At 68.3% G+C, this 23,177-nt stretch carries 17 protein-coding genes and 2 pseudogenes; 12 read left to right on the top strand and 7 right to left on the bottom strand.

Going from position 1 to position 23,177, the window contains the following annotated elements:
* Positions 1 to 65: 65 nt before the first annotated feature.
* From ACZ4XJ_RS36560 to ACZ4XJ_RS36545, 4 genes are all read right to left on the bottom strand, one after another.
* A complete protein-coding gene (locus ACZ4XJ_RS36560; RefSeq protein WP_468498756.1) occupies positions 66 to 989 on the bottom strand; it encodes a hypothetical protein in 924 nt (307 codons plus the stop codon).
* Positions 986 to 3,061, bottom strand: a complete 2,076-nt coding sequence (locus ACZ4XJ_RS36555) for a hypothetical protein (RefSeq protein ID WP_468498755.1) — start codon at positions 3,059 to 3,061, stop codon at positions 986 to 988. Before ACZ4XJ_RS36555 ends, ACZ4XJ_RS36560 begins: the two co-directional genes overlap by 4 nt.
* Positions 3,058 to 3,957, bottom strand: a complete 900-nt coding sequence (locus ACZ4XJ_RS36550; RefSeq protein ID WP_362731412.1) for a hypothetical protein — start codon at positions 3,955 to 3,957, stop codon at positions 3,058 to 3,060. Before ACZ4XJ_RS36550 ends, ACZ4XJ_RS36555 begins: the two co-directional genes overlap by 4 nt.
* A gap of 129 nt (positions 3,958 to 4,086) precedes the next feature.
* Entirely contained in the window at positions 4,087 to 4,728 is a 642-nt protein-coding gene (locus ACZ4XJ_RS36545; protein ID WP_362731414.1) for a Crp/Fnr family transcriptional regulator, read from the bottom strand.
* A 198-nt stretch (positions 4,729 to 4,926) separates the two neighbouring features.
* Between ACZ4XJ_RS36545 and ACZ4XJ_RS36540 the strand changes: the two genes are divergently transcribed.
* Complete coding sequence (locus ACZ4XJ_RS36540; RefSeq protein ID WP_468498754.1) at positions 4,927 to 10,164, top strand: caspase family protein; 5,238 nt, start codon at positions 4,927 to 4,929, stop codon at positions 10,162 to 10,164.
* Positions 10,161 to 11,009: a hypothetical protein gene (locus ACZ4XJ_RS36535; protein ID WP_362731418.1), complete on the top strand. Its 849-nt coding sequence runs from the start codon at positions 10,161 to 10,163 to the stop codon at positions 11,007 to 11,009. Before ACZ4XJ_RS36540 ends, ACZ4XJ_RS36535 begins: the two co-directional genes overlap by 4 nt.
* Positions 11,010 to 11,164: 155 nt before the next feature.
* On the opposite strand, the gene ACZ4XJ_RS36530 is transcribed toward ACZ4XJ_RS36535, so the two are convergent.
* Entirely contained in the window at positions 11,165 to 11,320 is a 156-nt protein-coding gene (locus ACZ4XJ_RS36530; protein ID WP_468498753.1) for a hypothetical protein, read from the bottom strand.
* A gap of 205 nt (positions 11,321 to 11,525) precedes the next feature.
* Here ACZ4XJ_RS36530 and ACZ4XJ_RS36525 point away from each other — a divergent pair, with 205 nt between their 5' ends.
* The 10 genes and pseudogenes from ACZ4XJ_RS36525 to ACZ4XJ_RS36480 all read left to right on the top strand — a co-directional run bounded on the left by ACZ4XJ_RS36525 (position 11,526) and on the right by ACZ4XJ_RS36480 (position 21,644).
* On the top strand, positions 11,526 to 13,193 hold the full coding sequence (locus ACZ4XJ_RS36525) for a P-loop NTPase family protein (protein ID WP_468498752.1): 1,668 nt from the start codon (positions 11,526 to 11,528) through the stop codon (positions 13,191 to 13,193).
* Positions 13,194 to 13,524: 331 nt separating this feature from the next.
* Positions 13,525 to 13,710, top strand: a pseudogene (locus ACZ4XJ_RS36520) (CorA family divalent cation transporter); the annotation flags it as partial.
* A gap of 142 nt (positions 13,711 to 13,852) precedes the next feature.
* Positions 13,853 to 14,378 (top strand): annotated as a pseudogene (locus ACZ4XJ_RS36515) (SMI1/KNR4 family protein).
* Between the two features lie 685 nt (positions 14,379 to 15,063).
* Entirely contained in the window at positions 15,064 to 16,251 is a 1,188-nt protein-coding gene (locus ACZ4XJ_RS36510; protein WP_468498751.1) for an ATP-binding protein, read from the top strand.
* On the top strand, positions 16,248 to 17,090 hold the full coding sequence (locus ACZ4XJ_RS36505; RefSeq protein ID WP_468498750.1) for a roadblock/LC7 domain-containing protein: 843 nt from the start codon (positions 16,248 to 16,250) through the stop codon (positions 17,088 to 17,090). Before ACZ4XJ_RS36510 ends, ACZ4XJ_RS36505 begins: the two co-directional genes overlap by 4 nt.
* Entirely contained in the window at positions 17,083 to 17,478 is a 396-nt protein-coding gene (locus ACZ4XJ_RS36500) for a DUF742 domain-containing protein (protein ID WP_362876423.1), read from the top strand. The genes ACZ4XJ_RS36505 and ACZ4XJ_RS36500 overlap by 8 nt, the downstream gene beginning before the upstream one ends.
* 3 nt (positions 17,479 to 17,481) lie before the next feature.
* Complete coding sequence (locus ACZ4XJ_RS36495; protein WP_362876424.1) at positions 17,482 to 18,042, top strand: GTP-binding protein; 561 nt, start codon at positions 17,482 to 17,484, stop codon at positions 18,040 to 18,042.
* A gap of 10 nt (positions 18,043 to 18,052) precedes the next feature.
* The gene (locus tag ACZ4XJ_RS36490) at positions 18,053 to 19,435 is read left to right on the top strand and encodes a cytochrome P450 family protein (protein WP_468498749.1); all 1,383 of its coding nucleotides are present in this window, start codon (positions 18,053 to 18,055) and stop codon (positions 19,433 to 19,435) included.
* A 149-nt stretch (positions 19,436 to 19,584) separates the two neighbouring features.
* Positions 19,585 to 20,832 carry a cytochrome P450 gene (locus ACZ4XJ_RS36485; RefSeq protein ID WP_468498748.1) on the top strand — a complete coding sequence of 416 codons (1,248 nt, stop codon included), beginning with the start codon at positions 19,585 to 19,587 and terminating at the stop codon, positions 20,830 to 20,832.
* Positions 20,829 to 21,644 (top strand): enoyl-CoA hydratase/isomerase family protein, encoded by an 816-nt coding sequence (locus tag ACZ4XJ_RS36480; protein WP_468498747.1) that lies wholly within the window; start codon positions 20,829 to 20,831, stop codon positions 21,642 to 21,644. Before ACZ4XJ_RS36485 ends, ACZ4XJ_RS36480 begins: the two co-directional genes overlap by 4 nt.
* 161 nt (positions 21,645 to 21,805) lie before the next feature.
* Here ACZ4XJ_RS36480 and ACZ4XJ_RS36475 read toward each other — a convergent pair whose 3' ends face one another.
* The gene (locus tag ACZ4XJ_RS36475; RefSeq protein WP_362876428.1) at positions 21,806 to 22,087 is read right to left on the bottom strand and encodes a metal-sensitive transcriptional regulator; all 282 of its coding nucleotides are present in this window, start codon (positions 22,085 to 22,087) and stop codon (positions 21,806 to 21,808) included.
* Positions 22,088 to 22,160: 73 nt separating this feature from the next.
* Positions 22,161 to 23,159 carry a hypothetical protein gene (locus ACZ4XJ_RS36470; protein ID WP_468498746.1) on the bottom strand — a complete coding sequence of 333 codons (999 nt, stop codon included), beginning with the start codon at positions 23,157 to 23,159 and terminating at the stop codon, positions 22,161 to 22,163.
* Positions 23,160 to 23,177 lie beyond the last annotated feature (18 nt).

Below are 23,177 nucleotides of genomic sequence, written 5' to 3'. Positions count from 1 at the left end.
CGCGTCCGAGCCAGGGTGTTCGGGCCGGGTTCCCAAATGGGCGAGGCGAGACGGTAGAGCCCACATCACGGAGCCCCTCCATGGAAGCCGTTCATGCTGCTGTGCGGTACACCTGCGTCACCTATCCTGCGCAAGACCTCATCGCCCTGAGGTACGCCGACTTCGCTAAGGAGGCTTGCCAGCCTCACCCCGATGAAGCCCCGCTCCTCCTTCGTCAGTCCTTGCAGCGTTGCCGCCAGCGTCCGCTCCCATCCGTCCCGCTCGGTGAGCAGGTCGCCGTGTGCGACCGTCCAGTCGAGCACCTCTCTGGCCTGGTCGGGATGGTGGAGCAGCCAGAGCGCCGCCAGACCGACCGGCCCGCCGGCCACCACCTCGCGGTAGAACCGGTACGCCTCGCGGTGGGCCTCGCCGAAGCCCGGCGGAAGGAGGAGCTCGGCAGGATGGCTTGAAGCCGGTAGGAGGCCGGCTGGAGGGTCCAGGAACCAGTAGGTCAGGCCCGCCCTGTCGATGTTCCGCGGCTGACCGGGGGGCTCGACCTGAGCTGTCCCGTACAGGGTCGGCGGCTGTCGAAGGGGATCAGAAGCACCCGGCAATCCGGCACTTCCACGGATGGCCTGGTCGATCAGCCGGCACGCGGCGTCCTCCGTCAGGCCGCTGCGTGCCGCGACCACCGGATTGCTGACGTTCCAGGCTACTTCGTAGCGTGCTCGCGAAGGCGTTGATGTCACAGGACCCCGGCGTGGCACCTCCACCACGGTCCGGCGCTCTGCCAGCGAGACCCACCCGATCGAGTCGAACTCCCGTCGGAAGGCCGCCCCGATCGACGGTCGGGGGTATCCCCAGATGTCTCCGCCCCGGGGCGGCTCGACGCGGTCCGCTTCCTGATCCGAGAGGAAGACGAGCGCGCGATCCGAAGACGATCCGAACCGTTGCCGCAGCAGCTGCCGAACCGGTGAAGAATTGACCGACGTAAACAGTGGCCTGCTCATGACGCACTCCTCCTTCGCGATGTGTTCGTTTGATCTCGGTGGCGCCCCAGTAGGAAGCGGATGACTCCCCGACGATGGCGAGCGGTACGGGAGAGCTCGCTCACCACGAGATCGAAGGCCGTCCTCTGGAACATGTCGGGGTCGGCTTCGACCCGCCCAAGCCCTTGGGCCACCGCTTCGTACGTGGCCGGGTCGTCAAGACCCAGCACAGCGAGCGCAAAACCCTGAGCCGGGTGGCACTCCAGAATGCGGGCCAGGCTCATCCGGACCGCACCCGGTGTACCTGGCTGAGGGAACGTCGAGAGGGACATGGAGTGGATCACGTGCACCGCCAGCGTGTGACGTGGTGTTCCCCGGCCGTCTCCCAGCCACCTCGTCACCGCCTCCAGGACCTCGACGTGGTTCGCCTGCTCGGTGAGGAGGGCGCCCAGCGCGAAGGAGACGGCGGAACGCAGTTTCGCGTCCAACTCCGGAGAGGAGCCACCGAGGACGTTGTCCAGGAGTTTGAGGGCGGCGGCCGGCCGGGCGAGCCCGTAGCTGCCCCCGCAGGTCTCGGCGACCGTGCAGCGGAGAACTACGGATGACCGGCTGCTCCACCGACGCATCTGCTCCTTGACCGCACCGGAAACCAGGGGGTATTGGACGAGCTCTCCCAACGCCACCGCGACCAGCCGTCGGCGCCAGCGGTCCTCCGATGAGGCGAACCGGTCCAGCTGAGTCAGCACGCCGGGGCCGGTGGCATGCGCGAGCACCCGGCCGATCGCCTTTCCAGCTGCCAGATCGAGGCCCGGCTGATAGTTCAGCTGCTCCAGAGCTCCCCACAGCGCCGCCGGCATGCCTTCGAAGTCCAGCCAAAGGTGGCGAAGAAGTGTCGCCGCACGGTGCCTGCCCGAGAAGACGATCGGCTGCACGGGGTATCGAAACCGGTCCGCGGGAGAACTGCGTGGTGTCTCCAGGCGTGCACCGATGGCTTCGAGGCGGTCTTCGAACGAGAGGCCGAGGACATCCGGCAACTGATCGTCCGGGGCCTGGGTCTGCCCCGTCTTTGCAGCACGTGCACCGAGCAATGGCCGCATCTCGGTGGCGAACTGCTCGATCACCGTGCGGTCCTGTCCAGGGAGCAGAGCGACGGCCGCCATCAAGGAGACCTTGTCGGCACTGTGCCGAGCCTGAGCGAGCGCGGACCGGGCGGCGGCCTCGGTGCCGGTCAGGAGGTCCTCGATCACGGACCCGATCGGTGCCGACGTCTCCGCGGACTGCCGCAACCCCTCCGCCAGGTCGACGGCATCACCGGGCAGTGGATGGGTCGAGAGGTAGTCAGTGGACTCGGGGGCGGCCAGGTGCCGCAGTGCGGCGTCGAGTTGCGGGCTATCGAGCCTCCCTTTGGCAGCCACGAGCCGTAGTCGTCTCTCTGCGACCTCGTGCGGTCCGGGTGCGGCATGTGCCTCTTCCCACCGGCTGGCATCTGGCGGCAACCGGGCATCCTGCGCCATGGTGACGACCAGGTGAGCCCCGGCGTCGTGCAAAGCTTCGGCCAGGCCCGTCAGCCGCACTTCGTCGAGGGCCCGGGCCGAAGCCGCCGGCAACCCCTGCAGGAGGTACCCGCGGCCGGCCTTCGGCCGCCATGCCGACAGATCCGCCATCGCATCCAGGCCCGTGACACCGTCCTCACCGTGCCTTTCAGCAAGAAGAGCGAACGCCGCCGTGCTGGCGCCCGTTCCGGCCTTGGCCCTGAGCAGCAGGATCCGGCTGTCCAACGCCTTCCGGCAGCGTACGTACGAAGGCGGTTCGACGAATCCGCGCAGCCGGTCGCGCACCTCTTCCGCCGGATAAGGGCCCTCGCGCAGGCGCGGTTTGAGGATTCCTTCGATGGCTTCGTCGTTCGACGCGGCGATGTGCAGGAAGTTGAAGTCGCCTCCGACGTTCCCCATGAACGCAACTCCGCTGTCCACCCGTTGGTGGCTCTCACGGAGGGAAGTCTGTTGCCAGGTCTCCGGTCCAACCGACGGATCGGACTGATCGGCGTTCGGCTGGTCGTCCGGCTCGGCGGCCGGTCCAGATCCGGCGTTCACCGGTGGTCCCCGTCACCGGTCCGCTTGTCACCCGCAACGTTGTCTCCGCTGCCCCAGTGCTGGTTGGTGCCACGGTACGTGGTCGCGGGCGCGGTATAGGTGAAGTCACGACCGACGTTGCCCATCACTGCGGCGCCTTCCCCGACGTGCTGGGAGTTACGGCGGTACTCCGTTCCGGAACCCTTGTCCGGCGCCACGGCAGGCTCCGCCGGCACCGCAGCTACGGGTTCCTCACGCGGCCGGATGCCCGCCCGCACGAGGTTCCCGGAGGGCGAAGGAACGTACAGCCAGGCCCGCTGCGAGAAGTTCTTGCCCTCGACGCTGGCCGACACTTCGACGCACCGGTCAGGGTGGAGCCCCGTGTAGGCACCCAACACGACGTCTTCGTAGACCCGCTCCGAGACAATCGCAGCGAGGTGGGTCACCTCCTCGCTCGCCGCGGCAAGGATCGCCTTGACCGGACGCGAATCCAGGAGCCGGTGCATGTCGTTGCGGGCCGTGCCGTTGCCGTCCCCGGGCTCGCCCCCGTCGGGCAGCGGGCCGACGTGGACGCTGGCCCGGAGCCTGATCCGCGGACCAACGGCCTGCCGGTTGTACGAACCGAGCACGTCGTCCAGAACGCCCAGGAATGGCCAGAGCACGAAGGGCAAGTGCACCGGATCGAAACCGAAGACGACGCCGTCTCCCGTATTGGCGGGAAAACGCTGGGCATCGCGCAGCTGGTGCAGGCCTGCCCGCTCCAGGGCCTGGTCCACCAGCTGGGGGATGAGCTGGCTGACCGGGCCGTGTTGAGCAGCCGGCAGGCCGGTGAAGTCCTTCGCGTCAACGGCGAACAGGGCGCGGTAGGGCGGGAGCGGCCGGCTTTCGGCGTACGGAACAGGCACGGGTACAGACATGCGGGATCTCCTCACGGATGGTCTGGTAAGCAGCCGCGGTCGGGCTGCTTCGAGGTTCCATCCGCGCCGCTCCGCCGAGTGCACAGCGCTGGGCGCACAGGATGTGTCCCGGGTCACAGATCGCCGACCTCAGTCGGCCGTTGCCCAGCGCTGCAGGGCCTCCACGTCCCTGATGACGATCACCCGCCGCGCCGTTTCGACCAATCCGACGGCCCGCAGCTGCCCCAACCCGCTGATGACCGCATTGCGTGTGACGCCGATCGCCTGCGCGACCTCTTCCTGGTTCAGCCCCGTCAGCCGGACGGCGTTGCTCTCCGCCATCTGATCGGTGAGCACGGCCAACCTCAGCAGTGTGCGAGCCAGCCGCACGACCAGTGGCAAGGTCTGCAGTTCGGCTCGGTGGATGTCGGACTCGCGCATCCTGGCGAGTGCCTGGCGCATCAGATGCATGACCAGTCCGCGCTCCTCGACAAACTGGACGAAGCGCTGTGCGTCCAGAACGACTGCAGCGCAGGGCGTCAGGGCAACGACGTCCGCCGTCCGCGAGGTCCCATTGAAGACCGAAACTTCTCCGAGGAGGTCCCCTGGCCCTCGAAACGCGAGCCACGTCTTGGCGCCATTCGGTTCTCGGCAAACCACCTTGGCCAAACCGGAGGTGAGAGCGAGGAGGTGTGTCCCCGGGGATCCCTGCCGCAGCATCACACTGCGCTCGGAGTACATCCTGCTCACACCTTGACTGCGCAGGTCGCGCCAGACTTCATCGGACAGCACTCGTCGCCTCCCCGTCACGCCCGCATCGGTACACATCAGCCCCCGAGTTGTACGCCGATCCGGCGGGCGGCATCGGCGCACGGATGATGTTGACCGGAAGTGGTCGTGCCACTTCGACTCAGTGGCAACCCGCACCAAAACGCCATCCGCCTGGGTAAAATTCGGGGCCAACGGTCCACGACGTCGTCGGGTGGTGGGGTGGGAAGGCAATTCTTCATCGCCTTGGGGAGCGGCAAGTACCGCCACCTTCCGAAGGAAGAGCAGCTGGCCTCCGTACCCGGGGACGTACGGGCGACGACCGAGCTGTTCCAGGCGTTCGGCTACACGGCTGTGTTACCGGGGCTGGGGGACTACGAAAGCGCCGACCAGATACGTCGGAAGCTGACCCATTGGTCTTCCGATGCCGATCTGACGGCCGATGACGTCGTCGTCGTGTACTTCGCGGGCCACGGCTCCGTGGAGGAACGGGACCGGCACTACCTGCTGTGCTGGGACTCACAGGAGGACGACCTCGTCTCCAGCGCCCTGGCGACCGAAGACCTCGTACGCATCCTCTGCCGCGGCGAGCTGCGCCACCTACTGCTCATCCTCGACACTTGCTCCGCAGGAGCGGGCAGCGCGGATGCCGCTGCCGTCGCTCTCCAGACGATCGCCTACCGGAGCACCTCCGGTCACACCTCGACTGGCCTGTGGTTCCTGGGCTCGGCCCGGCACAAGGACATCGCGGAGGACGGCATGTTCGTCACGGCCCTGATCGCGGCCGTCGAAACCACTGCAGACAGGACCGGACAGCGCCAGCAGTACCTGGACCTGACCGAACTCGTCAAGGCGGTCAACGAACAGTTCGACACCGGAGGCCATGGCCAGCGAGCCGAGCTCGCCAGTGGACTGGTAACCGGTCTCGCACCGTTCCTGGCCAACTCGAACTACCGGGAGGAGCTTCCGCCTCAGGGAACTGATCTACAGGTCCAACGGCGCGTGGCCGATCGGGACCTCGACGAGCACTTCGGCCCCCGCTCCCGGGGCGTGGAGTTCGAGTCCGAACAGGGCCTGTACTTCAGCGGGCGGATCCGGGTGCTGTCCGAACTCGTGGCCTGGATCACTTCGCCCCGAGGCGACGGTCGCGGCAGGGTCGTCACCGGCAGCCCCGGGTGCGGGAAGTCCGCGGTGCTCGGACGGATCGTCGCCCTTTCGGACTCCGGGTACCGGGCTCGTCTGGACCTCTCCGATGTCGACACTTCGACTGTGCTTCCCGCCGGATGCGTGTCGGCAGCGGTCCACGCCCGCCACAAACGGCTGGAGGAGGTGGTCGACCGGATCGCGACCGCGTTGGACACCCGTACCGAAGGCCCCGCCGCCCTGCTGCAGGAGCTGACACGGCGCGGGCGTCACGGGGCACCCATCGTCGTTGTGGTGGATGCCGTGGACGAAGCGGGTTCGGACACTGCGGCGGACGCCGGCGGCCACGGCGAGCCCCGTCGGATCACTCGCGAACTGCTGCGACCCATGTCAGAGATTCCGGGCGTGAGGCTGCTCGTCGGAGCCCGCCACGAACTCGTGGGCCCACTGGGGCGCACCTTCACCGTCATGGACCTTGGTCAGGAAGGCTACCGGGCGACTCAGGGGGACGTATCCGGCTATGTCGCACGGATGCTCCTCGCCAGCGACGAACCCGAGATTCCGACGCCGTACCGACATCAAGCCGATCGCGCCCGTACGGTCGCCGACGCGGTGGCCGCCAAGGCGGCCGGCGTCTACCTCTACGCGAGGACAACGGCACGCACCCTGCGCTCCGACGGATCCACCGTCGACACCGGCCGGCAGGGTTGGGCCGAGGACCTGCCCAGCGAGGTGGGTGAAGCCTTCGATGACTATCTGGCTCGCTTCGGACCGGACGAGCCCCGGGTGCGACGCATGCTGCTCGCGCTGGCCTTCTCGGAGGGGAAGGGGCTGCCCCGGGGCCACGTGTGGACCACGCTGAGCTCAGTGATCTCGGGGGTTTCCTGCACAGAGGCGGACATCACTTGGGTCCTGGACGTGGCAGCGGCGTACGTCGCCGAAGTCATCGACGATGACCGAAGGTCCGCGTACCGCCTGTACCACAAGGCGCTCGCCGAGCATCTGCGTACCACTGCCGACCGGTCGGCAGAGCAGGTCCAACGGTCGATCGTACGAGCCCTGCGCTCGCTCGTCGCCAAACCGATCGACGGGCCGCTGGGCTGGTTCGGTGCCGTCGGGTACGTCCGTCATCATCTGGCCACCCACGCAGCCGCGGGCGGCGTGTTGACCGACCTGATCGAGGATCCCGGTTTCCTGCTGGCCAGCGATCCACGAGCGCTCCTCACGGCCTTCTCCTCCATTGAGGGCGATACAGCGCGGCGCATCCGAAGCGCGTACGAGCAAGTGGCGCACCGGCTCACTCCTGATCGTCCGCTCGGCGCCCGTGCCGCGGACCTGCAGCTCTCTGCCCGACGGTGCGAGGCCGATCCGTTGGCCGACCGCATCGAGGACCTGTCGCTGGAACGTCCATGGGCCGCGAACTGGGCCTGGTGGTCCACGAGCGGTGTCCACCGGCTGCTGGCCGGCCATACCCGGAACGTGAGCTGTGTTGCCGTGGGCGCGCTGGACGGTCGTCCCATCACCGTCACCGGCAGCATCGACGGCACGGCACGTATCTGGGACCTGACCGCTCAGCAACAGATCGGCGACCCCCTGTCCGTCGGCATCGCCGTCAGCGCCGTAGCCATCGGAGATCTGGGCGACTACACCGTGGCTCTCACCGGGGGCGAGGACGGCACGGTCAGGGTTTGGGACCTTTCGGCCGGCCAGGAACACGGAACTCCTCTGCGCGGGCACACCAACCGGGTGGCGAGCATCGCGATGGGGGCTCTCCACGGCCGACCGGTGGTACTGACCGCCAGTGCCGACGGCACGGCACGGTTGTGGGACCTGCAGGATCGGTGCCAGCTGGGGAACGACTTGACCGAGCACCGTCGTTCCGTGCTCGCCGCAAGCTTCGGAGAACTCGATGGGCGGCCGATCGCGGTCACCGGCGGTGACGACAAGGCTGTGTACGTCTGGGACCTATCCGAGGTGATCGACGGTGGGAGCGCTCGCGTGGACGGCAGCCCACTCATCGGCCCGGCGATGGGAGTCTCGGCAGTGTGCGTAACCGAAGTCGACGGCCGGACCATCGCTCTGGTCGGCGACCAAGCAGGCATGCTGAGTCGCTGGGATCTACACGATCGGCGTCAGGTCGGGGAGCCGGTCAGCGCCCACGTCTACTACACCCGCAGTGGAGTGACCTCGGCTGCCGCCGGCCACTTCGAAGGACGCCCGGTGGCCGTGACGAGCGGCCGCATGGAGGCACGGCTCTGGGACGTCCGCACCCTCCAACAGGTCGGTCCGCCGCTGCGCGGTCACGTCGGCGACATAACGGCGGCAGCACTGTTCGACCGGGACGACACCGCCCTCGCCGTAACGGTGAGCCAGGACCGGACGGCTCGAATCTGGGACCTGACTGCAGACCAGCCCTCAGAAGGCCACGCCCGACCGGTACTGGCTGCGGCCTACCACTCGTACCAGGGCCGGGACCTGGCTGTCACCGGGAGTGAGGACGGATCGGCTCGCCTGTGGGACCTGGCCACCGGCCAGGAGTGCGCTTCCCCACTGGAAGCTCACACCGGACAGGTCATGGCTGTCGCGGTCGGAGAAGTGGGTGGTTCACTCGTCGTCGCCACGGGCGGGTCCGACACCACTGTCCGGTTGTGGGAGCCACTCCGCGCCAGCAACTCGGCCACTCCCCTTCTCGGCCACACGAATGCCGTTCGATGCGCCGTCTTCGGAGACCTCGACGAGCGGACCGTACTCCTCACGGGAAGCGACGACGGCACGGTGCGTCTATGGGACGCGCGCGACGGCACCGCGCTTTGCCCACCACTGTCCGGTCACATCGGAGGCATTCGGCACCTATCGGTCCGCAAGGTCGGACGCATGCTAGAGGTTGCTCTCTGTACTTCTTTGGACCACGGGTACCTGTGGCGCATCGCCCCCGGGCCGAGCCAACCGGCCGCAACACGCCACAGCCACTTCGATGCGCCTGCGCTCACACCCGCCGCCCGGACAGTAGGGGTCGGGTTCCACCAAGAGTGCCCCGTCGTCGTGGTGATCCTGGACGGAAACGCGGTCCACGTCCGGGATCTGGAGACCTCCGCCGCCATCGCGGGTCCCTTTGTCGGCCACACCGGTTTCATTACAGCGGCCGCACTGGGCCGGATAGGCAGCAGGACAGTCGTCACCACTACCGCATACGACAACACCTTGCGCACGTGGGACGTGGCATCCGGCACGGAGGAGGGCCCGCCACTGGAAACCTGCAACAACCTGTCCCCGGGCTCGCAGGTTCCTCCTGTGATCGGGCGCATCGGCAGCGTTCCGGTACTGATCGGGATCGGCTCCCAGCACGTCCGCTTGTGGAACTTGACGACCATGGAACCAATGGGCGAGCCACTGTGCGGCGTCGAACATCACCTACTCTCGGCCGACATCGCGCATGCCGCTGACAGCCGTGCGGTTGTGGTGACGGGGAACTTCGACGGTTCGGTGCGCGTCCACGACCTGGACAATGGCGGTCAGGTCGCTGCCCATCTGACCTCCGGGTCCCCATCGACCTACAGCGTCGCCACGGAGCTCCTGGACGACGAGATCATCGTGGTCCGCAGCAACTGGACGGACGTCGACGTGTGGTCTGTCAGCACCCGCCGGCGGCTGTGGAAACGGGCCGGAGCTACACAGTTGTCCTGTGTGAGCACGGTCGGCGGACGGCCCGTGGTCCTGGCCGCGTCCGGGGACTACACCCTCAATGCGTGGGACCTGGAAACCCAGGCACCCGTCTGTCCTCCCATGGTGGGACACACCGCCATCGTCAGCGCACTACGGGTCGGGCACACGGAGGCGGTGCCGATCCTGGCGAGCGCCTCGTACGACGGAACCGTGCGCCTGTGGGACCTCCGGACCGGCCGCCCCCACGGGGAGGTCAGGACCGGCTACGCGATGGGAGCGACCGCCCTGGACCTGGTCGTCGTCGGCGGACGCAGCCACCTGCTGATCGGGGCCGGTGACGGCCGACTCACCATGGAACCCATCGACGGCCCCTCGTCCTGCGCCACCGAGCTGGACCTACTCCCTGCCTCGGTGAGACGCATCCGTGTGGCGAACGTGGACGGAACTCCGACCCTCGTTGCTGCCGACGTGTACGGACTGGTGCGTGTCTGGGACCTAGAAGCGCGTGCTCTCCGCGCGGAGATCAACGTTGGCAGCGGAATCAACGGACTAGCCGTCGACACCACCGGACAGATCTGCGTGGCGACCGACATGGGATTGGTAGCACTCCGCATGACTCCTGCAAGTCGTAGGCCTATGGGGGAATCCAGATGACCCGTGTCGTCTTAGTCCACGGCATCGCACAGCAGTTGAAGGGACCTGAAACCATCACCGAAGCATGGCTTCCGTCCCTGAACGACGGGCTCGCCATCTCGGGCTCCGACATGCTGCCGCGCCAAGACGTCTCGGTTGCCTTCTACGGTGACCTGTTCCGCCAGCCCGGCCACCGCGGCTTGGGCGAGCCGCCCCTCGACGCATCGGACGTGGAACCCGGACTCGAACACGAGCTGCTCCTCGCGTGGTGGCAGGCAGCCGCGGACGCCGAGGCCCCTGTACCCGGGCCGGATGCCCCTGCCCGGCTGCGAACCCCACGCGTCGTCCAGCGAGCACTCAACGCCCTCAGCCACTCGGCCTTCTTCGCCGGCCTCGCCGAGGGCGCGATGATCGGCAGTGCCCGCCAGGTCCGGCGCTACTTCACCGAGCCAGAGGTCCGTCGGGCTGCCGGAGAACGTCTGACTCTCTCGGTCACCGATGAGACGACGGTGATCATCGCCCACTCCCTGGGCAGTGTGGTCGCCTACGAGACGTTGTGTACCCACCCCCAGTGGCGGGACCTCACACTGATCACGCTCGGATCTCCCCTCGCCGTACACGGCCTCGTGTTCAACCGGCTACGTCCCGCGCCGACCGGAGGTACGGCCCGGTGGCCTGTCCCCGTGAAGCGCTGGATCAACATCGCCGATCGCGGAGATGCCGTGGCCCTGATCAAAGAGCTCGCGCCTTCGTTCGGAACCCGTGTCCAAGACCTGGCGGTCAACAACGGCGCGCATGCCCACGATGTCCGCCCCTACCTGACCGCACACGAGACCGGACTTGTTCTTGCAGAGGCGCTCGGCTGAGCCGCTCGTTCCGACACGGGGGACAGTGATCGCCCACCCACTCGGAACAATGAGGTACGTCGCCGCGACTACGAGCACCGTGACGTTGACGACAGGTCTACCTTCGGACTCCAAGGAACGGAAACCACCGAACGGTCCGATCGAATGGCCGGGATTCACTTGCGGGCTGTGAGCTCGGCGAGGAGGGCCACAACCGTGGCGGCTCCCACGACCGCGGCACCAGCTTCCGGTGCGTACAGAGCCAGGATGGTGACGAGCACACCGACCAGCAGAAGCAAAGCAACACGCACACTTGTGGGTTCCATGGACACTTGCCTTCCGTACGGGGGAGAACGGGGATCTGCATCCAGCGTGTGTCCCTCGCGGAAGACCTTGACGACCTGAGACGCCACCTGACAGCTTCGGCCAAATTTCCCCGCCGCTCGACATGATCTCGGCCGAGAATCGAAGATGTCGTGCATATCCAGCGGTCCATCTGATTGACAGAACCTGACACAGACCGACGAGGGGGATCACATGGCGGGCGTCCAGCCGTGGAGGAAGCCGGACCTACGCGGACGCCCCGTACTCAAGAAGCTCAACCACGACCTGCACGATCTACGGCTGGACGCTGGGCTCCCGTCTGCACGAAGCATCCGCGACCGGATCGGGAAGGACGCGCAGGACTACTGGATCGTGAACCACCAGGCCGTGCTGGACACCTTTCAGAGGCCGGACCTCCCCAAGCTGGGCCGCCTGGAACTCATCGTCGCCGTCCTGTCCGAGAGCGCGGGTCGCGACGACCCCGAAGGCGAAGCCAAACGGTTCAAGGAGCTATGGAAGCAGGCATACGACGAGACTGTCGCGCAGGCATCCGTGCAGGCGCCGACCGAAGCCGCTGCTTCCGGCGCCAGCGACGAAGCGGAAACCCCAACTGATTCTTCGGATTTGTCCGACCAGGATGCCGAGGAAACCCCTCAGCAAGGTACGCAAGGGACATCAGCCGATGAGCAGGAGCCTCTTGACGCCGATGAAGCGAATACAGGAGTCAACTACGCCGAGGAGTCTCTGAAGGGATTGATCATCAATGCGTCTCAGGCCCTGTGGGACGACAAGGATGCACTGAGGGTCTTCCTCGGTGTCGTGCGCCGCGGTGAAGGGTTCGTCAAGATGGCGGACGCTCTAAATGCGAGCAGGCCGGCGAACGCCACATTCTACGGGGTCGAAAGCAAAGAGTTCGAGGTGACCCCTTCGCCAGCGCGACATGAGTTGGTCATGCTGAACCGTCTCCTTCGGGAGCACAGGGTCAAGCGACAGTGGTCGTTCACCTACCTAGGAGAAGAGACAGGCATTCCGTCAGACGACTGGATCCGTTGGTACACCCATGACGAGCTGCCAACTCGTGAGGCGGTCGTAGCCTTCTCTCACGTAGCCCACCTGCCGCTCGAGGACCACGTGCTTCTCCTCGGACTTTGGGAAGCAGCATACGAGGTGTTGAGGGCGCAGCGTTGCTTCGAGGATCTACCGGATCGGATCAGCTTCGACGAGGCATGGTCGATGCGGGATCCGACGACAGCAAGCTTGTGGGCACTAGCGGGGATCACAGGCGAAGAGCGGCGTGCGTACGGGCCTGACCTCGCAGCCGGAACTGCTCCGGCATTCATCGTGGCAGGGCCGCCGGGGTCAGGGCGGTCCACAGCACTGGTGAACATCTCGCGCTCTCTGCTCGCCGCCAACGCCCGCGTCGTTCTGGTCGCGCCAAAAGCGTCACCCTTGCGAGAAGTGGCCGGCCAGAGCGGAGTGGTGGACTGCTTCGTACACGACGACCTCGGCACCGCCGAACTCGAGGCAGCCCTGTCGTCGGCGTCTCCCGAAGAACCGGTCGTGGTAGTGATGGACGACGCGGAGGTCCTCGACAAATGCGATGCCGGGCGTCTTCTCAAGAGCGTCGTGCATCAAGGATTCGAAGAGGGTACGGCCCTGGTGGTGGGCTGCCGCGAAGATAAACTCCCTTTCGGCTTCGGCTGGCTCGAGGAGACGAAGAAGGCCCGCCGTGGCCTTCTATTGTCCCCGCAGGAGCGGAGCACGGGCGATGCGATCGGCATCAGAATCGGCGACTCCACCACTGGCTGGACCATCGCCCCTGGTCGCGGCTGGCTGCACCTCGGGGATGGCAAGCTACTGCCTGTCGCTGTGCCAGGGTGAGGCACTACTGAGCCGGGTCAGGAACTCCTTACCGAAGAGCTGTACCAGCACATATCCGCCGACGGCCAGCCCATGCCGAAGCAGACCCCGCGCGTCAACGCTCCGTAGCCCTTCACCCAGCCCATGTCGCCCCGCCGACCAGCGGCGTCTCTCCTTCGGAGGCACCCTCCGCTGGGGAGAATCTGGGGAGGATGAAGGCCGTTGGGGAGCGGCTGGGGAGGATCGGCCGTACAAACGGGCAGCACGGCGAAAGGGCCGGAAAGTCTGATCGCCGCAGATCAGAGGGCACCTCCGAGCTATTTCCGCAGGTCAGCGGTGCGAGGGTGACGACTTCAAGAAGATCTCCTCGTGGGCTGCCATCCTCTTCGCCCCCACCCTGGTCGGCACGATCTACGGCATGAACTTCGAGGACATGCCGGAGCTCAAGTGGGCGGGCGGCTACCCCTTCGCGATCCTGCTGATGGCAGTGGTCTGCGTCAGCTTGTACGTCATCTTCAAGAAGCGCGACTGGCTGTAGCGGGCCGCCGCACACGCCTGATCGGCTCAAGCGACAGGGTGTGCGTCGCTGCGTGCTCGTTCCTCACCGGTCGGCTCCCGCGAACGTCCCGTGGTGTCGGCCGTCTGTCGCCGTTGTCCGATGACGTGCCTAGCCTGTGCACGTGCCGCAGATCTACGATCGCCAGTTCCCCGCCCCTCTCGCCGCCGCGCTGGCCGGCCCGTTCGACTACGACGGCGGTGACGGGGTCGACTTCGAGCCCTTTCCTGCCTTCCTGTCCGCCGTGGACCACCGACTGGATCCAGGCGTGGACCGGCAACACCGAGACCGACGGCGACGACTTCCGCGTGTTCGGGCAGGACGGGACGGGCGGGTACGCGGCGTTCTGGCTGGTCCGACCGAGCCGGGTGGCGGCCGAGCAGCCCATCGTCTTCCTCGGGTCCGAGGGGGAGACCGGTGTGGTCGCCCGCGACCTGGGTGACTTCCTGTGGTTGCTGGCCGACGGTTTCGGCCCCTGGGAAGCGGCCGCCCCGTACGGGCCCGACCGGAACTCGCGTCCCCAGCAGGGGCTGACGGCCATCGCCGAGCGATTCGCACCGGACCGGCGTGCGTCGGCCGCGGCCGTGATCGAGCTTGCCACCCGGGAATTCCCCGACTTCGGCGACGTCATCGCGGAGCTCTGCCGCTGATCCCGGCTGCCGGCAGCAATGCGTCGACGGGATATTCCGCTTCCAGGGGGAGCCGCGCATGTGGGAGGGCCGGCGCGCGGGACGCTCGTCCTCGCCGGAGCCTTCGTCGCCGGCAGGGGTTGGCCGCCTCCCGTACGCCTCGCGCCGTTGTCGATGGGCGGGCGTCGTAGCGCCTTTGGGGTCGCGCGTCGTTCTCGCAGCGATGGATCAGGGGCGCGACGCCCGTCTTCCTTCGCGGTGGGGACCGAACCCCACGCCTGCTCGGCACCGATGAAGTGGCCTGCGCGATTTCGTCGGTGGCACAGGCGAGTCGCCGGGAGTTTGGTTGACGAGGGCTCGGGCCGATGTGAGGGATTGCCGTCCGTCTCGTGAAGAACTGCTTGACGGGGCGGTGACGTGTGGGGTGGTCGATCGTGGGCACAGGGTCGAATGGCCTCGTCAACCCGGTCTCGTTGCAGCCCGGTTGGGCGTTTGCGGCGCCATGACCGGCGTGGGGAGGGCGAAGTTCCGGGTGATAGCATCCCGGCATCTGTGATCTTGATCCATTTTGGACGCAGATGCTGACTTTCGATCGGCGGCAGGTTCTCCGCGCAACCGCAGGTGAGCCGCGCCGATCAGCTGTGTTGCGGGGCCTCGCGAGGTGTATCTGCAGCCGTCCGCATGCCATGCGCCGGGAAAGGTTTCCATGAATCGAGACGCACTTGTGTGGTGCTTGGTTGCGGTGGCGGCGATAGCCGTTGTCGCGGTCGTGGCACTCGTCGCCCGCAACAGAGCGCTGGGGGCGAAGAAGGAGCACACCGAGGCCGAACTCAGGCACCAGCTGCTCACGATGGACAGTCACCTGCACGCGTCGCAAGCCGAGTTGCAGAGGTTCCGCAACGAGCAGGACGCCACGCTCCACGCGGCCAAGGAGGCGGCGGAGGAGAACACCAAGGCCGTCCTCAAGGGTGCGGCCAGTCTCCTGCAGAGTCTCGCGGCCGAGCAGACGACCCTGCTGGACGGCATCCAGCGCAAGTACGGCGGACACGGCGTGCTCAGCGACCTGTTGGACGTCAACCACGCCAACGCCCAGATGGCGCGCAAGGCCCAGGGCATCGCCGTCATGTGCGGCGCTCCGCTCGGTCGGCGCAACCGGCCGGCCAGCGTGTACGACGTGGTGCGCAGTGCCCAGGGGCAGATCCGCAACTTCCACCGGGTCGCCATCATGCAGCAGACCGGTCTCGCCCTGAAGGCGTCCGCGGTCGCGCCCGTCGCCCTCGCGGTGGCGGAGCTGCTGGACAACGCCGCCAGCTTCTCGCAGCAGGACGCACCTATTGAAGTAACGTTCCAGCGCGTCCAGAACAACCTGTGCATCGTCATCGACGACGCCGGTGTCAGCATGAACGACGAGGACCGGCAGCGGGCGACCGCGCTGCTCTCCGGGGAAATCGCCCCCCGTCTGTCGCAGCTCGGGACCCAGCCGAAGTTCGGCTTCCCGGTCGTCGGCCTGATCGCGCGTCAGCACGGTTTCAGGGTCGACGTCACCGGCGTCTCCCGGTACGGCGGCGTCAGGGCCGTCGTCCTCTTGCCCGAGGAGCTGTGGACCATGGAGGAGATACCGCCCGCCCAGGAGGCTCCGGTCAGGGACATCCGTCGTGCCCCCGAGAGCCGGCCGCAGAGCGCCCCGTCGCGCACGATGCACGGCCTGCCCAAGCGCGGCGCACGTCAGGCGCCCATCGCGAGCGTGCCCGACCCCGACGGCACCCCGCCGGCGCCCCGGACCCCGCAGGAGACGGGCCGTGCCTCCGGGCGCGGGCTGGGGGCCTTCCAGCGCGGCACGCTCTCCGGTCGCAACCTTGACGCCACCTCGTTCGAAGGGCCCGAAGACGCATGACCGCAGACCTGTCGTGGATGCTTGAGGACATCGTGCACAACGTGCCTCTGGCGCGGCACGCCGTCCTGCTGTCCGCGGACGGCCTTCCTCGCGGCGCGACGGAGGGCCTGGGCGAGAAGGACGTACGGACCATCTCCGCCGCCATGGCCGGAATGCAGTCCCTCAGCCGGGCGACGGCCCACTTCGCCGGACCGGAGGAGGACCGGCGGTGGAACCAGACCATCATCGAGTTCTCGCACGGCTGGAGCTTTCTGATCGGGGCGGGTCAGGGTTCCTACCTCGCCGCCGCGGCGGCGCCCGATGTGGACATGCAGCAGATCTCCTTCCGCATGCACCGCCTCGTCGCCAGGTTGGGCAACAACCTGACCTCGCCGCCGAGGGTGGGCGCCGAGGACGCCGGAGGTGCGCGCGGGAGTGCTCCCCGACAACAGGGCACGCGTGACGCGGGGTTCGTGCTCGGCGAACTCGACCAGGTGGTGTCCGAGGTCCAGGGGGCACGTCACGCCGTGCTGTTGGGATCGGACGGTCTGCCCCGCGGGGCGACCAGCGGGATGGACCGCGATCTCGCGGACACGATCTCCGCCGCCATGACCGGCATCCACGCCTACAGCAGGGTCACCTCCCAGTTCGCGGGGGCCGTCGAGGATGCCCAGTGGCGTCAGACGGTCATCGAGTTCCAGCACGGCTGGATCTTCCTGATGGCGGCGGGTCCCGATGCCTTCCTGGCCGCCGCCGCCGAACACGACTGCGACATCGAGAAGTTCACCACGCGCCTGCACGAGGTGGTTCCCGGGCTGACCGGGGCGGGCACACGGGGGAAGGGGACAGGTCATGCATGACGTGCCCGAGCAGGATGAGGAGCTGGAACTGACGTCACCGTTAGTCCCCCTCTTCGTGATCACGAACGGACGAGCACTGCCCCCGGACCACGAGTACGAGCACACCACGCTCGTGACGGCGACGGCGGCGGAGAACGCACAGGTGGCGGCGCGCACGCTGTCCCCGGAGGCGGGTCAGGTCATGGACCTGGTCGCCAACGGTTTCCTGTCCGTGGCCGAGGTGGCGGGGCACACGCACCTGCCGCTGGGCATCGTCCGCATCCTGCTGGCGCAGTTGGAGGAGGACAGCCTCATCCTCGCGAGGACCCCGATTCCGCGCGCCGAACGTGTCGACAGAGAACTGGTCAGTGCCGTGCTAGAGGGCCTGAAGAATCGATTCGGAGCGTAGCGCGTGTACCTGGATCCAGATGTCTCCCACGCGGTGAAGATCCTCATAGTGGGGCACTTCGGGGTCGGCAAGACCACCTGTATCGGCAGTCTCTCCGAGATCGAGCCCCTGCGCACCGAGGAGGAGATCACCGAGGCCAGCGTGGGCCTCGATGACCTGTCGGGCACGCCCGACAAGACGACCACCACCGTCGCGATGGACTTCGGTCGGCTCACCCTCAGCGACACCCTGGTGCTCTACCTCTTCGGAACGCCCGGCCAGGAGCGGTTCAAGGAGATGTGGGAGGAACTCTCCCGGGGCGCGCTGGGGGCGCTGGTCCTGGTCGACCCGGAGCGGCTGCACGAGTCGTTCCCCGTCCTGGACCTCGTCGAGCGTTTCGGCCTGACGTACGCCATCGCCGTCAACCACTTCGAGGGCACCACGCACTACCCGCTCGACGAGGTGCGCGAAGCCCTGAACCTCAGCGCCGAGACCCCCGTCGTGCAGTGTGACGTACGGGACGAGAACTCCTCGGCGCAGGCCCTCATCACCCTCGTGACCCACCTCATGTCCCAACTCGGCTAGGAGCGCAGGAATGCAACAGCCACTTGACTCGCAGGAGATACCTCCCGGCTGCCCCGCGCACGGGAACGTCCAGTTGTACGGTCCCTCGTTCGGAGCCGACCCCGACAGCCACTACGCGCAGTTGCGCGCGTACGGCCCCAGCGCGCCCGTGGACATCGCACCCGACGTCCAGGCCGAGCTCGTCACCAGCTACGACGCCGCGCTGTACGTCCTGCAGAACCCCGCCTCCTTCGTGCGCGACTCCCGGCGCTGGAACGCCCTGAACGAGGGGCGCGTCCCGGCCAACAGCCCGGCGCTGCCCATGCTGGGCTACCGACCCAACGCGCTCTTCAGTGACGGTGCGTCACACGCACGTCTGCGGCGGGCCGTTACCGACGCGCTGGCCACGGTCAACGAGCACCAGCTCATCCGGCAGACGCAGGCGTCCGCCAACTACCTGATCAGTCAGTTCAGTACCGACATCCGCGGCCATGCGGAGCTGATGTCCGAGTACGCGCAGCCGCTGCCCCTGCTGGTCTTCAGCGACCTGTTCGGCTGCCCGCCCGAGATCGGCGACCGCGTGATCGCCGGCATCAGCGGCATCTTCGAGGGAACGCCCGGCGCCGACGAGGTGCTCGGCGGGGCGTTGAACGAGCTGATCGCCCTCAAGCGGCGCCGTCCGACCAGCGACCTGACGACGCGCCTGATGGAGCACCCGGCCCAGCTGACCGACGAGGAGGTGCTGCACCAGCTGGTCACCCTGCTCTCCGGCGGTACCGCGCCCCTGACCGCGGCCATCGGCACCAGTAGCGCCCTGTACCTCGGCGAGGACTGGCAGCTCGGCCTCCCGGTCGAGGACGCGGTCTCGCAGACGCTCTGGAACTACGCGCCGATCGCCAACTACGCGGCGCACTACCCGACTCACGACGTCGAGCTCGGTGACCGGCTGGTTCGGGCCAACGACCCGGTCCTGATCTCGTTCGCGGCGGCCAACACCGATCCGAAGCTGACCGAACACCGTGAACACCTGAGCGCGAAGGCGCACTTGGCGTTCGGCGCCGGCCCGCACGCCTGCCCCGCCAAGGACCCGGCGTTCATGATCACCGTGACGGCCGTCGAAACGCTGCTGAACCAGCTGCACGACGTCGAGATGCGGGTCCCGTTCAAGGCGCTGACCTGGGCGCCGAGCCCGTGGAGCCGCACGTTGGTCACGCTCCCGATCCGGTTCACCCCCAGGCCCGTAGCCCAGTCGGCCGAGTCGGCCGGGTCGCCGAACGCGGGCCGGCCGCCCCAGCAGCAGACGCCCGCCTCCTCGCCCTCCGGCTCCACGGCCTCGCGTGCGGGCGGCGCGGGCGCGTCGCAGGGCAAGGGCGGACTGTTCAGCCGCTTCCTGGCCTGGACCCGGGGCGAGTGAGTCGCACGAAGTGTGTGAGTACGGCGAGTTGAATGGATCGAGTGAGTCGACTGTGGTTCAAGCAACCTCCTGAGTACTCAGTGGTAAAGGGTGTGTCAACGATCATGTGGGTATGCATGGCGGCTGGTTCTCAGAAAGGAGCCGCCATCATGGGCGTTGCCACCACCACGTCGTACGACCGTAGGGCGTCCGCCTCCCTCTTCTCCCGTCTACGGACGGCCGGAGGGCAGGCCGACCCCTTCCCGATATACGCCGAACTCCTCGCGCGGGGAGAGGTGATACCCGCCCCCTGGGGCGGCACCGTCGTCACGGGCTTCGCCGCCTGCGACCAGGTGTTGCGCAGCCGGCAATGGTTGGAGCCCGACCGGGAGTGGCGTGAGCGCCAAGGCCCGGGGACGCGCTGGAACGCGCCGTCCTCGCGCGAGATGAGCCACACGCTCGCCGCGCTCAACCCCCCGGACCACACCAGGGCGCGACGGGCGGCGGGTACGTTCGACCGGGCCGCCATGGAGCGCATCGGCCACGATGTGAGTCGGGCGACAGATCATTTGCTGGACGCCTTCACCGAGCGAATACGGGACGGCGAGGCGGACTTCTCGGAGCTGGTCTGCGAGGAACTGCCGGTGGCCACCGTCGGTGACTGGCTCGGACTGCCGAAGGCGGACTGGCCCAGGCTGCGTGAGTTGACCCATGACCAGGTCTTCGCCCAGGAGTTGCTGCCCTCGGCCAGCCAACTGGCTCTGTCCGACGCGGCGACGGGGGAACTGCGCGCCTATTTCATGGAGTTGGTGCGCGAGCGGCGCGCACATCCCGGCGATGACCCCGTCACCCGGTGGATCCGCACGTGGGACGAGATCGAGACCGACCAGGACAAGGCCGACGAGGCCGTCTACTACCTGGTGTTGTTCGTCCTGTTGGCCGCGCTGGAGACCACGGCGACCCTCCTCTCCACGATGACGCTCCGGCTCGTCGAGCGCCCGGAACGCTGGGACATGATCGCCGACAACCCGGACCTCGTCCCCGGGTTCGTGGAGGAAACCCTCCGCTACGACGCCCCCACCCACGTGATCAGCCGGATCGCCGCACAGGACTCCGTGCTGGGAGGCATCGAGGTCCGCCGCGACGAGATGGTCCACCTCCTGGTCGGAGCGGCGCACCGGGACCCGGCCCGGCACAGCGACCCCGACCGGTTCGACCCCGCACGCGCCCCCGGCCACCTCGCGTTCAGCGGCGGCATCCACTACTGCCTCGGCGCGCCGCTGGCCCGCCTCGAAGCGCAGACCCTGCTCCACCAGGTGATCCGACGCCTGCCCCGCCTCACCCTCGTACGCACTCCGTCGATGGCGCCCCGCGTGGCCTTCCGACGCCTGTTGAACCTGGACGTAGCCGTCGCATGACCGACTCGACCCCCGCTCCCCTCTCCTCCCCCTCCCCCGTCCCCTTCCCCGCGCACGTCCGGACCGCCCCCAAGGCGATCCACGCCGAGCAGGACGGCCCCGTGCTCCATGTCCGCCTCAACCCCTGGGGGCAGGACGACACGTTGGACACCGCGGTCGTCGACGACCTCATCACCCTGCTCGACGAGCTCCACGAGAGACCCGACGTCCGGGTCCTGACGCTGTCGTCGCTGGGTGCGGACTTCTGCCTGGGTGCCGACCGCACCGAATACCAGGAGGCGTTGGCCGCCGATCCGTCGGGAGTGGGCCTGCGGCGCGTCGTCGACAAGGCGCACCGCCTGTGCCAGGCGTTGGAGAACACCCACGCGGTCACCATCGCCCGGTTGCACGGACGGGTCATGGGCGCGGGTCTCGCACTCGCCGCGTTCTGCGATCTGCGCGCCGCGGCGGACACCAGTCGCTTCCGCATGCCCGAGGTCGGCGTCGGACTGCCACCGGCGTGGGGCGGGGCGATGGGACGCCTGGTCTCCGAGGCCGGCACGTCCAGGATCCGCGAACTCATGCTCACCTGCGACGTCTTCGACGCCGACACGGCCCACCGGATCGGCCTGCTCCACCGCAGCGCCCCGCTCGACCGGTTGGACAAGGTGATCGATTCCTGGATCAGGCCCCTCGTGCGACGCTCGCCCGAAGCCCTCGTCCTGACCAAGCGGATGCTGGCCGGCTACGCACGGGCGGACAGGACGGCGGACGTCTCCCTGCTCGACTCCCACCTGCTGGCGGCCACCCTCAACCAGCACACGAGGGGCTGACCGCGCCGCGGCCGGATCCGTCCCCGGCCGCGGACGCGCCCACCCGGCCACACGGCGCGCGCGACGGACGCACTCCGCGCGCCGGGGCCACCGGACCGCCCGCGGCAGGACGTACGGGGGGTGCGACGCCCGGGGCCGGCGGGATCCCCGGCGCTGCGCCGTCAGGAGCGGGTCAGGCGGGCTATGGCGCGGGAGGCTTCCTCGACCTTGGCGCGGGCCTCCTCGCCGCCCTCGGCGACGGCGGTGGCGACGCAGGAGTGGAGGTGGTCCTCCAGCATGGTCAGGCCGAAGGCCTGGAGGGCCTTGGTGGCGGCGCCGACCTGGGTGAGCACGTCGACGCAGTACGTGTCCTCCTCGACCATGCGCTGCAGGCCGCGCACCTGGCCCTCGATGCGGCGCAGCCGCTTGAGGACGTCGTCCTTGTGTGCGGTGTAACCGTGCACGGCGGTCCCTTCCCTCCGTCGATGCCGCGCCGCGCCGGCCGACTCCGGCCAGTGCCGGCGCGGCGGGGGTGGGTCAGTGGGCGTGCGGCTCGCCGGATTCGGGGGCGCCCGACGCGGGAGCGGGGGCCGGAGCGGGCGTGGTGGCCGGGCCGGCGGCGGCCGATCCCGTACCCGCGTCGACCGTGAAGGCGGCGGTGCGGACCGTGCCCTCGTGCTGGAAGTCCAGGAAGAGCCGGTAGGCGCCCGCGCTCGGGGCCGTCGCCGTGAAGGAGACCTCGGGGCCGGGGCCGCCCTCGTTGGGGTGGACGTGCAGGTAGGCGAGGTCCCCGTCGCGCAGGGCGACGAGGTGACCGTACGCCCCGAGGTACGGCTCCAGGTTCGTGACGGGCTTGCCGTCCTTGGTGACCGTCAGCTTGAGCTCGCCCGCCTTGCCCAGGGCGAGGGTGCCGGCCAGGGTGACCTGGTAGCCGTCCACGTCGGCGGTGTTCGCCGCCGTCGGCAGCGGGTTCGGGGCGTACGCGCCGGGCACCGCCAGGTCGGCGCCGAGGGTGACGCCCTTCGCGCCGTCGCCGGCGGGGGTGAAGTCGGCGAAGGCCTTGTAGCCGCCGGCCGCCGGCAGGTCGACCGGCGTCGACCAGGTGCCGTCCGCGGCGCGCGCCGGGTGCAGGTGGCGGTACACGGTGAGGTCGCGCGAGGCGACGATGAAGTGCAGTTCCTTGCCGTGTTCGGTCTTGTACGAGGTGACCTTGCGGCCCTCGGCGTCCTTCACCGAGAACCGGAGCTCGCCGCGGCCCCCCTCGATGCGCGGGGTGTCCAGGCTCAGCGCGTAGCCGCCCTCGGACACCTGGAGGCCACCGGCCGCCGGGGCCTGGGCCGCGGCTTCCTCATGGCCCCCGTGACCGGCGTCCGCACCGGTCGGCGGGGGGCTCGGCGCGGAGGTCTGCGCGTGGTTCGCGTGCTCCACCTTGACGGGTGAACCCACGGGGCCCACGCCCGCCCCGATCCCGTACGCGGCGCCGAAGGCCGCGGCGAGCGCGGCGGCAAAGGCGGCGGTCTTCACTCCGGTGTTCATGGCTGCTCTCCCGTACGA

It is taken from the genome of Streptomyces sp. NPDC029836 (assembly GCF_055574495.1).
This window is presented reverse-complemented; position numbering and strand designations above follow the sequence as displayed.